Raw genomic sequence first — 15,597 nt, forward strand, 5'->3', positions numbered from 1 at the left:
TTCTATTCCCCGGCTTGAAGCACCGCCAGCCGGAACGATACCGCCAGCCGCCCCGCCGTGCCTTCGCGCAGAATGCGGATGCGGCGGATAACGCCAAGATCGGGATGCTGCAGTTCCTCGATATCGGCCTCGCAGCCGTCCGGCACGCCAATCTCGCATAAAGCCTCGCGGCCGGTCAGCACTACCTTGCCCTGATGCAGCGCGCAAGGCAGCAAGGTATGCACGTGAAACGCAACGCCCATACCTCGGAGCAGCTCGTATTCGTCCGTGACGATCAGCTCCTCCGTCTTCTCCGAACCATAACTTCTCTCCCACCTCCCGTAATAGTCGGGAAAGCTGGCGGCAAGCTCCGTGCGCAGGCGCACGCGCGTCTCGTCGCCGTCTCCCTCGGGCCTGACGTCCACCTCCAGCGGATGGGACGGATGCGGGCGCTCCGGCGTGCCGAGCGGCAGCAGCATATTATGCCATTGGCATTGCTGCAACTCGCGGGACATCGGCAGATTATACGAGCAGACGCCGGGGTCCATGGCGAACGTGTCGCCCGCGTATTCCAGCACGAAGCTGCCTTTGTCCTCATGTGTATGTCCGGCGCCCGCCTTGTTGCCCATCACGAACAGCTTCGCCGGGCGGCCGTGCAGCATGCGGGTCGACGCGGCATATCCGGCCTCCGGCAGACTGACGAACGGCTTCGGCGGCGGATCGGCGTCAGGAAGCGACCTCAGCAAATCCTCGGCGATAAAATCGTTGCATCGCCCGCCTGCCCGCTTCAGCGCCTTGCGCGCCACAGTCACCCACTGGCTGTCCGGCATCAGATGCGCCATCACGGCCGCCGAACGCAGCGAGGCATTGGGACCGCTGTCGCAAATGGTAATGAAGTCGCGTCCCCGGTCCGTCGAAACGATCGATTCGACATATTCGGCCGTGCGCAGCAGACTGCCCGGCACGACCTCCGCGAACGGCCTGCCCGTAACGCGAGCATAATAATACAAGCCGGCGCCGCCCATGCCCGGTTGACACATAAAGTACATCGGCCCTTCTACGGTAGAGCCGTCGCCTGCGACAACGCTCTCCATGCTTTCGCAGATTTCCCGATACGCCTGCTCCATATAAGGAATGATTCGCGGATACTCGCGGGAGAGAACGGCGTAACCAAGCATTCTTCCCGCGGTGAACCAAGCCAGTTGATTGCATTCGAAAATATAATCATGTTTCCATACGGTCCAGTTGACGCCGCCCAGCCCCTCTTCCATCATCCGGCGCATTATAAGCTCCTTGCCGAGCGGCGTGAACAGATCGCCTGCCCCGTCCAGGGCAAAGGCCAGCTCGGTCAGCACCAGCGACTGCACGAAGCAGCGATGGTCGAAGATGCCGCCGGGGAAGCGGGTAATAAAACCGTCGCTCCAGTTCGGGATCATGCATAACGACAACGCGTAACGAGCCGCCAGGCGGAGCAGTTTCTTGTCGCGGGTTAGCAGCGCGTACAGCAGCAGCTTCATCCCCGGCGACACGATGAACTGATCGTTCTCTCTCGTGCGGGCGAAGCGGGAATCCTGCCAGAAGCGGGCGTACTCCCGAATCTGGCTTTCGGGGGCTACGTCCATGAACGGCTTCGCCTGCTCCCAATAACCGCTTGTCCCGGTCTCCGCCCACTCCGCCTCGTGGCGTTCCCTGTTCCGCTCCAGCTCCTCCGGCGTGATCGCGATGCCGTAGGCCGGAAGGAAGGACGGCTCGCTGCTTTCGTCGACCAGATAGCCTTCCCAGCGCGCATCGAACCGGCTCCACTGCTTGTTGTAACGCTCCAGCAGTCCGGCATGCTGCAGACCGATCCAGTTGAACCAGGCCGACGATGCTTGCGGCCGCCCGACATGAATCTCTACCGCAAACCATAGAAGCGTAGTTGCGCCTTCCAGCGGCAGCACATCCTCCACCTTGCCTCCTTGTCCGAAGGTTTTGCCAACCGTCCCCCGATCCGTCATCGCCTCGATACGCAGCCTTCCGTCCTCCGGAAGCGCCGCCGACACGACAAGACCGTCGTAGCCGGATACGTCAAGTTCTGTGCTTCGCTCCATGCGCAGCACCGGTCCGCCCTGCGGCCGCTTCTCCCAGTTCACGGATACGTTGCACCAGGTCTGCCCCACCTTCAGCCCATGGCCGCTCCCATCCTTGATGCTCCAGCCGTCGAGCCCGCTCAAGCCCGGATCCCAGAACGGCTCGATGATCGCCTCCGCCATATTTATGGGTGTTACGCGCATCACTTTCAACTCTAATGCACCTCCGTATAACCGGTGACCGGCCCCTCGTACGGCACCGCCGTCAACATCGACTGCTCCCGCAGCCAGCCGCGCCACCGCTCGCGATCGAAGCCGAAGTCGCATCCAGTCATGTCCGTCAGCTCCCTGCGGGCGATATCGCCGAGCACGTACCGAACATCTCCCAGGTAGCCGATCAGCCGTTCCATGCCTGCGCGGCCCGCGCAGCGCGCGGACGCCCGGGCGAGGCTCAGCTCCAGATACGAGCAGAAAAACGGCTTCACTGCCCCATGTTTCGTATCCGATATATAGCCCGACAGCTCCCGTTCTTCCAGCAGCCGCTCCAGACCGGGCAGCAGCGCCGGATCGGCCAGCCGCTCGCACGCCTGGGCCAATGTCATCAGCCTCATGTAATGAGGCACTCGCCAGCCGTCGATCCGGCTGCGATGATACGCCGTCGGCAGGTACTGCACGGAACCGCCCGCGCTCGACCGCTCCAGAGCGAGCCGGATCGTGTTTGCATCCGCGCGCCGAGCGGCCTTGCCCAGCAGCGCGATGTCCCGATTGATGGTATGGGCCAGCTCCTTCTCCTCGGCATCCTCCGATAATGGCGATGCCGCAAGCCCGCCTGCGCGAATGGCCGACTCCAGCCGCGCGGCCACGGCATCCAGCGCATCCGGTTCCTCATGCCAGGCCAGCACCGTGAAACCTCCGCTTCGCGTCTTTTCATCCGCCGAGCGTACCGCTTCGCGCCCCCGCGGCAATGCAGTCTCCTTCGGGCCGGACAGCAAACGCAGGAAATCGTAGCGGCCGCCGGCAATATTAGGAGCGTCGGCGTCGTCCTCCGTCGACTTTGCAAGCGCCCATTCCGGCAGGATGCCGAGCTCTCGCAGCCTGGACTGCAACGCCGCCACATCGATCTCCCTCACTCCGACGCCATTGCCGCAAGCCATCGCCGCGGCCAAGCCGACCGTGTAGCCGGCATGCCGCAGATCGGCGTTCATCCGGCAGATGCAGGCGGCGTCCCGTGTGGCGGAGAATGACTTGCCCGTCACGAGCAGCCCTTCGCGCCTCTTAGGAATGTAAGCGCGATACGGGATTCGCGCCTTGTTTTTCTCATGAACCGCGTTCAGCCCCATCTGGGCGAAATAACCGGAGCCGATACCGTGATTGTCGAACGGCGTCAGCGTCACTCCGACGCAGTCGTCCGGCACCGAGCTCGTATAAATATCCTTCATCGTCAGCACGTATTCGCCCTTGATCCGTCTCGATTCCCGCACCGTCAGCATGTCGGAGAAACGATAGTCGCTATTGTTCCGATGGGCCAGGGCGATGCCGCGCAGCAGCTCGGAATAACGATCCTGATAAATCACGTCGATGTCGGACAAATAACGCGAATCCTTGAACGTGCGAATGTCCCAATGCTCTTCGCCCCACTGGCTGGAGCTCTGGGTAACGCCGTCGCGCGGATCTCCGAATTCGTATTCGCAGCCCGCGAGATAAGCGACGTCCGCATCCCCCGTCGCATCGATGGTCACCTCCGCGTCGATGGCGAATAATCCCAGCTCGTCGACCGCCAACGCTCCCGTCACCCGGTTGCCTTTCGTGAGCGTTCCGCACAGCAGCGTCCCCGTGAAGCAACGCTCCGCATGTTCCCGCAGCAGCTCCTGCTGATACAGAACCGCCGCTACGCCGTCCGTCGCATTGCCTTTGCCGCTGATGCGCCGCGCGATCTCCTTCACTTGTTTGTCGCGAACCGCATTGATCCCGTCGCGGTAGCCGTTCCAATACCCGTGCACCTGTCCGACCACGCTTGTGCCGCCCGGCTCGCTGTTGGACTCCAGCATTACCGGCTTCTCGCCTTGCTCGATCAGCGCCCTCGCGGCCATCATCCCGGAGGTGCCGAGCCCTGCCACCAGCGCGGGGGCCGTCATCCGGTCGAAGATCGCCGCGCCGTCGATCGAGAGGCGGGTCAATGCCACGTCCATCCCCCGATCCTCGAACGGGGAGGACAAGCAGTCCGCCGCGGCAATCGTCGACTCTCCGAAACGATATTCGGTCGGCTCCGGCTGTGCTTCGGGGAGCTCGCGGAACACGGTTTCGATCAGTCGATCCGCCCGTTCCGACAACCGCTCCAGATCGCGCGTGCTCAGCTCGCGTCCGATCGACACCGGCAGGGCGTATAGTCCCGCGTAGGCCGACTGCTTCGAGCGTCCCTCGCTGCCATTTTCCTCCGTCATGCCGTTCTGCGGAATAAGCAATCCCGGCCAAGCCGGTTCTCCCGCTTCGGTCTCCTCCGGCTCCCGGCTTCGGATTAACGCTTCGGGAGGCAGATGGATTAACCTTGCGTCGGCGAAAGCCTCCACATTTCCTCGCAGCCATTCGGCAAGCTCGCCGGCTCGCCGCTTCGCCACGCTTGCCGCGACGGCCTTCCCGTTGCGAATGCCCGGGGGCAGCGTCATCGTGAAAGCAAACTCCGCGAGCAACGTCCTGTTTCTCAGCCCGTCACGCAGGATCGCCTCGTCCCGGAGGAAACCAAACGATGCGGGAACCCGCTGCACCGGCTCGTAATAATAGCCGACTCCTTCCATCTCCAGCACATAGGCGACCTCGACGGTCTCCCCGCCGCTTTTGCGGGCATGGCCAAGCAACCCGGCGAACGCGCCGCCGGGGGTCGTATCGATGACCGCCCTCGCGGGCAGCCATTGCAAGCCGTATTTATTGCCGATGACGACGCCCGCCACGACGTCCTCCCGCATGGCGACGGCGGCCGGCGCCGCGCAGAATAGCGGAACATTGCCGTCATCCAGCAGTTCCTGCAACAGCCGTTTCTTCAAGCTGCCGCCCGGCAAGGGAAGCAAACTCTCCGACGTTCCGTTGCGAATCCATGCTCTCCCCGTGGCGGTCAGCTCATGTCCGAGCGAGGCCCTGCGTTCCACGATTGCGGCCTTCAGCCCTTGCGCGGCGGCGCTTCGCGCGACGGCGCAGCCTGCCAGTCCGCCTCCCAATACGACGATGTCTACCGTTTTCACCATATGCTCCTCCTGCTCTCCCGGCTGCATGGCCGGATCTGCAATAATCCCCTTCAGGCAGAATCCCGGGCGGCTCGCTAGCCGCCCAGGATTCGGACCGAACGTCTATGTCTTTCTTATAGCCATTGCTCCAAATAAAGCCGATTGGCGGCTTCCGTCATTTCGTCGCCGACTTCCTTCTTCCAAGCGGCGATGAAAGTGTCGAAATCTTCCAACGATTTATTGCCGATGATAACGCTGGCGAATATCGTTCCCCATTCCTCGGATTTGGCTTTGCCCTTCACGTCGAGATTCTCGCCGGACGGCGAGGTTAACACGCCGTTGACGTGATTAAACGCCCAATCGGTATTTTTGCGCGAATACATGCCGTCGTCGTTCTGCGCGTACTTGCCGAATTGCTCCTTGTACACCTGGGTTTTCGTCGTTTCATTCACTGCCCAGTTACGACCCGGAATCGCCAGGAAGTACCAGCCGAACCCTTCTTTCACCCGGCCTTCATTGGAGTTGACCTCCTTGCGGATAACCGGCAGGCCGTCAACCATATCGTAGGTCTGGCCTTCGATGCCGTAGGTCAGCATCATCCAGGTATCCTTGTTGCTTGCCAACTGGTCCGCGACTTTCATAGCCGCATAAAGTTTCTCGCGATCCTGCTCCAGATGTTTGCCGAAACTTACGCCGTAGTTCGTAATGCCTTCATAGGTCGGCACGGCTGGCAGCACCTCGGGCTTCCAGACCGGGAACGGCGCCCATGCCATCTTGGCATTCGGATTGCCTAGCGACAGGCTCTCAAAGATGGAGCCCGGAGAGAACGGAGCCGATATGGCGTTGCCAAGGTTGACCCATTGCATTAAAGCGCTATTGCCGTTGATCCAGTCGTTGTTGACGGCCGCGTTGTCCATCGTGATCCACTCCGGATTGATATAGCCGGCTTTGTACCAATCGGCGAGCAGCGCCAGCGCGTCGCGCATCTCCGGCATAAACGGACCGTATACCAGCTTGCCGTCCTTAAGCTGCCAGTTGCCGTACGTCGTGCCGAATGCAGAAAGGAACGGATAAAACGATTGAGTAATCGAGTCCTTGCCTCTTGACGTCAGCGGATATTTGTCCGGGTACTTCGCCTTGAACGCCTTCAGAAAAACTTCCCAGTCTTCCAGCGTCTTCGGCATCTCCAGCCCGAAATCATCGAGCATATCCTGACGAATGACGAGGCCGTACGGATAGATCAGCTCCTTCGAGCCCATCGTGAAAGAAGCGAGCTGTCCGTCTACCGAGAAACGTTTCATCGCGGCTTCCTTCGTCACGCCGTATTCCTCGAATTGCTCCAGCCCCGCCGCGTAGGAGAGCGGCATGTGCGTCTTCAGTTCCTCCTCCGTGAACTTCGCGGTGCCGTTTTTGCGGATCTCCTCCGTCGCCGCCTGGAAGATGTCCGGCATGTCGTTGGAGGCGTAATACAAATTCAGCTTCTCCGTATAGTTAGCGTCGGGAACGGCCGTCACCTCGACGGTGTGGCCCAGCTTCTCGTTGATCGCCTTCAGAATTGGAGCCCCCGGATCGGGCTGTATGCGGGTGGTGAACAGCTTGATCGTATAACTTTTGGCTTCCGCAGCCGGCTCTTGCTTGCCGCCCGCGTTGCTTGCAGTCGCGGAAGCTGTCGGCGAAGGACTTGATGTAGAGGAGCCGTTGCCGCCGCTGCAACCAGCAAGCAATCCCGCAGTCAGACATAAGGCCAAACCTGAACTTAACAACCGTCTTTTTTTCATGAGTCTACCCCTTCAGTAATAGATTTAGATTGCACCTTTATATGCAAGACCAGCTGTCAGCCTTTCACCGCGCCGATCATGATGCCTTTGACGAAATATTTTTGAAGGAACGGATAGACGCATACGATCGGAAGAATAACGACCATCAGTATGGCGGCCTTGATCGACTCCGACGTGTAATGCTGACCGTCCATATCCGCCTCGGAGCCCGCCAGCAGCGGGTTTAGCCCCGACATTTGACTGGCGTCGTTAAGCACTTCCCGAAGCAAGATTTGCAGCACTTTGATTTCATTGCCGGTAATGTAGATCAGCGCGTCGAACCAGGCGTTCCAGTGATGCACGATCGTCCATAACGTCACCGTAGCCATAACCGGCGCCGACAGCGGGACGATAATCCGGAAGAAGACGTACAGGTCGTTGGCGCCGTCCATCCGCGCGCTCTCCTCCAGCTCCTCGGGAATGGAGTAGAAGAAATTTCGCAGGATGATGATATTCCAGGCGCTGGCGACTCCGGGCAGCACGAGCGCCCAGATCGTGTTGGTCAGATGCAGATTTTTGACCAGCAGATACATCGGGATCAGTCCGCCGCTGAAAAACATCGTGAACACGACCATCCACATCCAGAACTTGCGCGCCCACAGATACGTCTTGGCCAGCGGATACGCCAGCATCGACGTAACCAGCACCGTCAGAACGGTTCCCAGCACGGTTCTGAGAATGGTCCAATAATAAGCGTCGAAGATCGTGTTGCCTTGAAAGATACGTTTGTAAGCGTCCAGCGTCGGCTGCGCCGTATACAGGTGAAGTCCGATTCTCTGCGCTTCCGCCGGTTGACTGAACGAGATGACCAGTTGCTGCCAGAACGGATACAGGATCGTCACGGATGCCAGAATCAACAGGGCGGCGTTGCCGATATCGAACAGCTTCTCCGCTCTGCTCTTGCGAATGCCCATTGCGAATTTCCTCCTACCAGATCGAATGATCCGTCATTTTGCGTACGATCCAGTTGGCCGATACGACCAGCACGAGAGCGACGACGCCCTGGCATAACCCGACTGCCGTGCCGAAGCTGTACTGGAAATCCGCCAGACCGATGCGGTAGACGTACGTATCGATTATATCCGCCACCCCGTAGACGACGGGATTGTACAGGTTGAAGATTTGATCGAAACCCGCATCCAGCACGTTGCCGAGCCGCAGGACGAACATGATGCTGATGACCGGCAGCAGGCTGGGGAGCGTGATATAGAAAATTTGCTTGAAACGACCCGCTCCGTCGATTTTGGCCGCCTCGTACATTTCGCTGCTGATGCCGGCGATCGCCGCCAAATAAATAATGCTGCCGTAGCCGAACTCCTTCCAGATGTCGGAGGTTACGATGATAGCCAGGAACGATCCCGGCTTGGACAGCAGCACCTCCGTCTTCCATCCCATCAGGTCGTAGATGTAGCCATACAGCCCGTAGCTCGGCGACAGAAGCTGGAACACCAGCCCGGAGATGACGACCCAGGACAAGAAGTGAGGCAAATACGAAATCGTCTGGATGATTCGCTTGAGCTTGTTGTTCATTATTTCGTTCAGCAGCAGCGCGAACAGGATCGGGGCCGGAAAGCCCAACGCGATCTTCAGAAAGCTGATTCGAAGCGTGTTGTACAGCACCTGAAGCACCGAATCGGAGACGAAAATTCGTTCGAAATATTTCAGCCCCGCCCAGGGACTTCCCAGAATGCCGTCCATCGGATTAAATTCCTTAAAGGCCAGCACAACGCCGTAAATCGGGATGTATTTGAAAATTACAAAATATACGATGCCCGGCAGCATAAGCAGAAACAAATATTTTTGCCTGCGCAGCTTGATCATCGTGCGCGACAGCCTGCTCGCGGCGGCAGGCGGCCGATTCGCGCCCGTCTCTGCCATTGATGTATGCACGGTTCAGTTCCTCCTCTTCCTTAGGTGCAGGGGCAGGGCGCAACTCCTGTCCTCGATTGTTTTCCATGCACTCATGGTACCATCGCGGAATCGGCGACTGAATGATCGTATCGAACATTTATTGATCTTTTTGTACATCGTTGATCTTTGCGTACATCGCTGGCTTCTTATTGCAGCTTTTTGTGCAGTCCCTCTCCGGTGGCGAATTCCCGCGGACTCATGCCGGCCACTCGCTTGAACATGCGGCCGAAGTGTTCCACGCTGTTGTAGCCGACGGCTTCCGCAATCTCGAATACGCGCAGCCGTCCCTCCGCCAGCAGCTCTTTGGCGCGCTCGATCCGGAACTGATTGACGTATTCCGAGAAGTTCATGTTCTGGTCCTTCTGAATAAGCCGGCCCAGATGGGCGCTGCTTACTCCGATATGCTCCGCTACCGATTGCAGCGTAATTTCCTCCCGGTAATGAAGCTGCACGTAGCGAATGACGGCCCTGACCAGACTGTTGCCCGTCGCCATCGCATTAGCCATCGTTTCCAACAGCTCGAGCAGCCTGCGATTCAGTTCAGGTATCGACTCACGCTCGAAGATCAGTTCGTTGAAGCTCTCCAGCATGGGCGCGAAGAGATCCTGATAGCCGTGCTTGTCCGCAAATTCGGCAAGCACAAACGTATATTTCTCATATTGGCGCAGCACGCGCAGATAGTCCGTCCGCGACGTTTCGCCCGGCCGAGCCGGCAGCGAACTCATCATTTCCCGCAGCAGCACCGGATGGAAGCTGTTCAGCACATTGCGCAGATGCTCCACCTGCTCCTTGCCTAGCTCGGGCTCCGGACGTTTGCCCGGATAGCCGTTTCGCGCCAGCTCCCGTTCATGGATGAGCATGCCCTTGCCCAGCATGAACCTGAGCTGGCAAGCCTGAACGGCGCGAATAAACATCTTCGGAACCGTGTCGTCCTGCGCGCGCAGTTCGCTGAAGCCGGCGGACACCTGCACCTGGAAGTGGCGCTGCAGCGCCTGCGCCAGACGCTCGAATACGCGTTCCGCCTCTTGGGTCCCGCTCTCGTCTTCGCTGGAAGCGAGCATGGCAAACTCGCCGGATCCGTTGTCGAACAGATCGGCGGAGTCGTTGGCGATTTCCTCCAGCACGTTCATTATTGCGAATGTGAGCAGATGCTCATCCTTTCGCCAACGCAAATTTAGAAGTTTCTGGAAGTTATCCACTGCGAAATAAAGCATATAATGCCGGCCGCCCGGCCGGTATCGAATATGGAGCCAGTCCTTCTTCCGCTTCATAAATTGTTGTTCGCTCGCATAACCAAGACATAGCTCACGCAAAAGCTGATTGCGAATATGGCGCCGGCTTTGCCGCAGCTCCTCTCTTAGTTCGGCCGGCAACGCGGACGCCGCTTCCTCCCTGTCGTCCTCGCGTCCCTCCCATGGGGCGGAGTCGGCTCTTTCCTTATCCAGCGCAGCCGACAGCTCGTTCATCAGCTCCAGCAAAGCCTCCGGCTCCAGCTCCGTCTTCAAAATATACTCCGAGGCTCCAAGACGCATCGCCGTTCGCACCAGTTGAAAGTCATTATACGAACTAAGCACAACCGTCTTTGTGTCAAGCGACAGCTCCTCTTTTATTTTTCGGATCAGCTCAAGTCCGTCCATGCGCGGCATCTTGATATCCGTAATGACAATATCGGCGCCGCGCTCGCGGATCGCCTCCAGAGCTTGCTCCCCGTCAAATGCCGTAGCCGCGATCTCGAAGCCGTGGCTCTCCCATGGAACCAGGCGCGCGACCGACTCCACCACGATCCGGTTGTCGTCCGCAATTATGATTTTTTTCATCCCAAACCTCTCCCTTCATACTCCATGGCCGGCAGCCGGATGACCGCTTCCGTTCCCGCGCCTTCTTCGCTATGCAGCACAATGCCGTAATCCTCGCCGTACAGCAGCTTGATCCGCTGATCCACATTGCGGACGCCGATCTTGCTCAGCCGATCCGCCATATTCGCGTCCTCCGCCAGTACTTCCCTGATTCTGGCCGCCGTCATGCCGACACCGTTGTCGCTCACCGACAACAGCAGCTGCTCCCCCTCCCGGCGAGCGCCGATCCGCAAGGTCGGATTGTTCTCCGCCGTGTTCAAGCCGTGGAAGATCGCGTTCTCTACGAGCGGCTGCATGAGCAGACCCGGTATATACAATTCAAGCAATTCGTCCTCAACGTCAAATTGGACATGTAACGCATTCGCGTATTGCATCTGTTGAATCTTGATATAATCCTTCAGGTTCGCCAACTCCGTCCTTAACCGGATGAGTCGTTTGCCGTTGCCCAGCGTCCGCTGGTAAATTCGCGCGAGCGTATGGATCATGTCCGCCAGCACGCTTTCGCCCCGTGTCAGCGCTTGCAAGCGAATCGAACCAAGCGCATTGTTGAGGAAATGAGGGTTGATCTGATACTGCAGCATCTGGAATTCGGTGTCGCCCCGCCGCTTCTCCTCTTCGACCAACCGTCCGACGACCTCCTTCAATCTGGCGGCCATGAAGTTGAACGAACCGGCCATTACCGCAAACTCGTTATCAAAGTTCGTTGCGACCTGAATGTTGAAATTGCCGGCCTGAATTTGTCTCATCGCATGAACCATCGTTTTCACGGGTCTTGCAAACTTGCGAGCGAACACCCACGACGCGGTCAGCAAGACGATGAGCAATAAGGCGCATAACAAGTAGGTGGATCTGGCGATCGTGGCGATGCCTCCCGTCACCTCGGACTGAGGCAGTACCTGAACGATCTGAATATTCCATTGCGGCAGGCGGTAGTAGCCGACCATGTAGGATTCTCCCCCCAGGGAGACGCTGTGTTGGCCTACCGAAGGCCCTGCCGAATTGCCCAACGTTTCGTTCGCGATCAGCTCGGACTGGGCAATCCCAAGCTCGCCCGTACGTGCAAGCGGCATGCCGTCCAGCGTGCTGATCGTCATCGCTCCGCGAGTATACGAGTTGCTCTCGCGAATAATCGCCGAGAAATTCGTCTCGCGTACGAACAGGAATACGCCTGCCGAATACGAATCGTCTTCATGACGATCCATGTTGTCGTACAGGCGTCGCCCCAATACGTAATACCCTCCGTCGGAATTGTCGGCGGATGGCAGCTTCTCCATGTATACCTTGCCGTGCTGGTCCATTGCGCGGTCATAGATGGCCGAACTTCCGATCCCGCTGCCGCTTACGCCTCCCGTCCCCGAATAGGAGTACAACAGCTCATGGTCGCGGTAAAATTCCACATGGCCGATAAGCTGCTCCTCGAAAAACAGCCGGTTCATAATTGTATCCAGCTCCTGATACGCATTCCGGGTCTCCACTTTCGTTTTGTCGAAATCATTGCCGAACAGCACTTTTTTCAGCTCGTCCGACGCCACCATGAAGTCCATGTACTTCTTGTACAGGGTCATCTGGAAATCCACGTTGTGGCCGATCTGCTCGAGAGCCGCCTGCATGCCCTGCATAGCGTTGGCACGGACTGTCTTCACCGAGGTATGGTAGGCGTAGGTTCCCATGATCATGACGGGAAACAAGGTGACCAGCACCAAAAACAGCATCAGCTTGGATTGAAAGGTTCTCATCTGCGTCCAACCCTCCTTTTTCTACTGATTGTATGCATTTCCCATAAGGGTGTCTACAATGTTCGACACGATCGGTCAAAGCAGCTCTGGAAAAATCCGGCGGCCGTCATGCCGATCGTTAGCCGGGCATCTGGCCCGACGACTTGACGGAGCTGACGAGATTAATCGGAATTGTGGCCGCGATCATGCAATCCGGCCATAGCGAAGAACCTCGTCGATCATTAGATCGGCGAGGTTCTTCGGCGTTCATTGCAATAACAGCTGCTACAGTTTAATCGTCTTGCCCGCCGGCACCATGGCCGAGTCCCCGTCAACGCCGATCCATACATCGGTAGCGGACGGATTGTGGACAAGACTCCTGTCGACAGAGAAACGGAGTGCGATTACGGCATTTTGGTATGCGATCAGCTCCGACATTGTAGTGTGCCAAAGATTTTCACGGCCGCCCAGCAGCTCGCCGACACGGTCGACCAACTCCCAATTGTCGTCATTGGCAAACTCATAACTATGCCCCCAAATAAACAACAGCTCCATACGCGAGTGGCGAGACTGCAAAGCCAGGAACTCCTCCGCTTTCTCCACCATCGTCTTGTGATGGCAGGTTGGGTGCCAACGCAATGGGTCCGCCGGCATGTGGAAACCGCCGTGGCTTTGCACCGTACGCGCATTCTCGATACCCAGAGCAGGTAACATCTCCACCACCCTGTCGTTGTAGGTGCCGAACGGGTAGCTCATGCCCCGAACCGGATACCCGACAAGCGCTTCAAGCGCCGCCCTGTCCGTCAAAATCTCCTCCGCCACCTGATCCGAAGGCGACTGCTCGAGGAACGGATGCGTCACCGTGTGTGCGGACACTTCATGCCCTTCGAATAATGTTTGAACCTCTTCCGCTTGGATATACCCGTCTCGTCCAAAAAATCCGGAATTGAGATGAAACGTGCCTTTCAGTCCGTATCGATTCATCATCTCGACTAACCGACGATCATGCTCGCGTCCGTCGTCGAAGCTGAATACGACAGCTTTTTGGTTGCCGTTCGGGAAACGATCGAATTTGATTTTGCGTGTGGCCAAGAGACTATCCCCTTTCATCCTCGCATTGTTCGTTATCAAACTCTATCATACTGGATCAAGGGGCTCGCGCCTAGTGCCTTCCTTTCCATCGCCCCGTCAATAGGAGCAATAGAAACGAGATGATGACGATGCCAATCGTCCAGGCCCATGCCATCGTCATTCGGCCGGCGTCAACCGCCACATAGATCGCGGTAGGCACCGTTTGGGTTTTGCCGGGTATGTTGCCTGCAATCATCAGGGTCGCGCCGAACTCGCCCAGGCCGCGGGCGAAGCCGAGCACATAGGCCGTCACTAGCGAGCGCCAGGCAAGCGGCAACGTAATCATGCGGAACACCTGCATGTTGCTGGCTCCCATGGATCGCGCCGACTCCTCCAGCTCGCGGTCGACCGAGTCGAAGCCGACCTTCATCGTCTGGTAGACAAGCGGGAACGCAACGACGACGGCCGCGATGACGGCCGCCCACACGCTAAATATAACAGGCGACGAGAACAGCCATTCGATCGCTTGACCGACCCAGCTTCTGCGTCCGAGCAGCATAAGCAGCAGGAAGCCCACAACGGTCGGCGGCAAAACAAGCGGGAGCAGGAACGCCGTATCCAACATCGTTTGTCCGCGGAATTTCCTGCGGGACATCCACCATGCCGCGGCGATGCCAAGCACGGCAGCTACGATGCTGGACAGCAGCGTGACCTGGATGGACAGCCGAATCGGCGGCCAGAATGTCTGCCAGTCGATGCTGATCACGGATTCGGAACGGAGAAGCCGTATTGGACGAAGACGTCCAACGCTTCCTTGCTCTGCAGAAATTCTAGGAACGCCGCCGCTTCCTCCGGATGCCCCGTCGCCTTCACGATGCCGACCGGATACCGAATCGGCGTATAGCTGTCCGGCGATACGGCAAAGGCTACCTTGGATGCGGTCGATGACTTCGCGTCCGTTCGGTATACGAAGCCGACATCCGCATTGCCCGTCTCCACGTAGCTTAGCACTTGGCGAACATCCTTGGCTTGTACCATTACGCCCTGCAAGGGATCCCACAACGCTGCATGCTCGAGTGCCTCTTTGGCGTAGCTCCCCGCAGGGACGCTCTCCGGAATGCCGATCGCGATTCGTTTTACGTCAGCTCCCTGCAAGTCCTGCACGGCGGCAAGGTCCAGCTTGCTGTCTGTTGGTACAACAACGACGAGATCGTTGCCGAGCAGGTTGCTCTGCTGACCCTCTTCGATGTAACCTCCGTCCACCAGAGCTTTCATGTTCTTCGTAGCGGCCGACAAAAACAGATCAACAGGCGCGCCTTCCTCGATCTGAGTCTGCAGCGCGCCGGAGGCTCCGAAATTGTACAAAATCTTCACGTCGCCTCCAGCTTTGGACTCATATATGCTTTTTAATTGTTCGAGTGCATCCGTCAGACTGGCAGCGGCAGACACCGTCAGCTCGACTGGCGTTCCCGCAGCTTCCTGCTGCTTCTCGTTCGAACCCGACGCGCAGCCAGTCATGATGATCATGATCGCTAACGCCAATAACCAAATCGGATGAAACCTCACTGTTCTCCCCGACATCCACCCAACACCTTTCATCTAATTATATCTATTTATATCTAGATATAATTATAATTCTGCTTTTGCTTGGATGTAAACCTTCATGTGAGGTAATATCACTCTGGCGAAGGTATGTCTTTAGGGCAGCTGAGGGACTAACGCCTTACTTTGCTCCACACGCCAACGTTGTGCGTTTCTGTAGCCTGATTTTCGAGATTGTTGATTAATTCCAACAGTCCTTCTCTCCGATCAATTTTTATTGAGAGTTCCCAGTCGGTGAAAAAGTAACATTGTTTTTAATCGATTAGGCAGTCTCGAAAGTCGGGCTACTGGCGCGCGAGCGGCTTCGCGGAGTGCAATAGCCCGAAAAAGTCGGGCTATTGCAGCGCGTGCGGCTTCGCGGA

The 15,597-nt window shown here is 57.9% G+C and carries 11 protein-coding genes; all 11 read right to left on the reverse strand.

Annotated features, from left to right (window positions below; genetic code table 11):
- Positions 1 to 2: 2 nt before the first annotated feature.
- Positions 3 to 2,375 carry a heparinase II/III domain-containing protein gene (locus B1748_RS32050; protein ID WP_087572040.1) on the reverse strand — a complete coding sequence of 791 codons (2,373 nt, stop codon included), beginning with the start codon at positions 2,373 to 2,375 and terminating at the stop codon, positions 3 to 5.
- Positions 2,264 to 5,284, reverse strand: a complete 3,021-nt coding sequence (locus tag B1748_RS32055; RefSeq protein ID WP_179215927.1) for an FAD-dependent oxidoreductase — start codon at positions 5,282 to 5,284, stop codon at positions 2,264 to 2,266. Before B1748_RS32055 ends, B1748_RS32050 begins: the two co-directional genes overlap by 112 nt.
- 113 nt (positions 5,285 to 5,397) lie before the next feature.
- Positions 5,398 to 7,041, reverse strand: coding sequence for a type 2 periplasmic-binding domain-containing protein (locus B1748_RS32060; protein ID WP_087572042.1), 1,644 nt, complete (start codon positions 7,039 to 7,041; stop codon positions 5,398 to 5,400).
- Between the two features lie 56 nt (positions 7,042 to 7,097).
- Entirely contained in the window at positions 7,098 to 7,994 is an 897-nt protein-coding gene (locus tag B1748_RS32065) for a carbohydrate ABC transporter permease (RefSeq protein ID WP_087572043.1), read from the reverse strand.
- A 13-nt stretch (positions 7,995 to 8,007) separates the two neighbouring features.
- Positions 8,008 to 8,970 (reverse strand): ABC transporter permease, encoded by a 963-nt coding sequence (locus B1748_RS32070; RefSeq protein WP_256976071.1) that lies wholly within the window; start codon positions 8,968 to 8,970, stop codon positions 8,008 to 8,010.
- A gap of 167 nt (positions 8,971 to 9,137) precedes the next feature.
- Complete coding sequence (locus B1748_RS32075) at positions 9,138 to 10,808, reverse strand: response regulator (protein ID WP_087572045.1); 1,671 nt, start codon at positions 10,806 to 10,808, stop codon at positions 9,138 to 9,140.
- Positions 10,805 to 12,583, reverse strand: a complete 1,779-nt coding sequence (locus tag B1748_RS32080) for a sensor histidine kinase (protein ID WP_087572046.1) — start codon at positions 12,581 to 12,583, stop codon at positions 10,805 to 10,807. The genes B1748_RS32075 and B1748_RS32080 overlap by 4 nt, the downstream gene beginning before the upstream one ends.
- 118 nt (positions 12,584 to 12,701) lie before the next feature.
- Entirely contained in the window at positions 12,702 to 12,833 is a 132-nt protein-coding gene (locus B1748_RS37725; RefSeq protein ID WP_256976072.1) for a hypothetical protein, read from the reverse strand.
- A gap of 14 nt (positions 12,834 to 12,847) precedes the next feature.
- Positions 12,848 to 13,654: a polysaccharide deacetylase family protein gene (locus B1748_RS32085; protein WP_256976073.1), complete on the reverse strand. Its 807-nt coding sequence runs from the start codon at positions 13,652 to 13,654 to the stop codon at positions 12,848 to 12,850.
- Between the two features lie 70 nt (positions 13,655 to 13,724).
- A complete protein-coding gene (modB, locus tag B1748_RS32090; protein WP_373271317.1) occupies positions 13,725 to 14,390 on the reverse strand; it encodes a molybdate ABC transporter permease subunit in 666 nt (221 codons plus the stop codon).
- 5 nt (positions 14,391 to 14,395) lie between these two features.
- Positions 14,396 to 15,214, reverse strand: a complete 819-nt coding sequence (modA, locus tag B1748_RS32095; RefSeq protein WP_373271316.1) for a molybdate ABC transporter substrate-binding protein — start codon at positions 15,212 to 15,214, stop codon at positions 14,396 to 14,398.
- Between the last annotated feature and the right edge of the window lie 383 nt (positions 15,215 to 15,597).

Source organism: Paenibacillus sp. MY03 (genome assembly GCF_002165585.1).
In the GTDB taxonomy this organism is placed as follows: Bacteria; Bacillota; Bacilli; order Paenibacillales; family Paenibacillaceae; genus Pristimantibacillus; species Pristimantibacillus agaridevorans.

Bases quoted from the DNA above. Each gene is read 5' to 3' on its own strand.
- B1748_RS32050 (WP_087572040.1), bottom strand. From the start codon at position 2,375: ATGCGACTTCGGCTTCGATCGCGAGCGGTGGCGCGGCTGGCTGCGGGA.
- B1748_RS32055 (WP_179215927.1), bottom strand. From the start codon at position 5,284: ATGGTGAAAACGGTAGACATCGTCGTATTGGGAGGCGGACTGGCAGGC.
- B1748_RS32060 (WP_087572042.1), bottom strand. From the start codon at position 7,041: ATGAAAAAAAGACGGTTGTTAAGTTCAGGTTTGGCCTTATGTCTGACT.
- B1748_RS32065 (WP_087572043.1), bottom strand. From the start codon at position 7,994: ATGGGCATTCGCAAGAGCAGAGCGGAGAAGCTGTTCGATATCGGCAAC.
- B1748_RS32075 (WP_087572045.1), bottom strand. From the start codon at position 10,808: ATGAAAAAAATCATAATTGCGGACGACAACCGGATCGTGGTGGAGTCG.
- B1748_RS32080 (WP_087572046.1), bottom strand. From the start codon at position 12,583: ATGAGAACCTTTCAATCCAAGCTGATGCTGTTTTTGGTGCTGGTCACC.
- B1748_RS37725 (WP_256976072.1), bottom strand. From the start codon at position 12,833: ATGAACGCCGAAGAACCTCGCCGATCTAATGATCGACGAGGTTCTTCG.
- modA (WP_373271316.1), bottom strand. From the start codon at position 15,214: ATGTCGGGGAGAACAGTGAGGTTTCATCCGATTTGGTTATTGGCGTTA.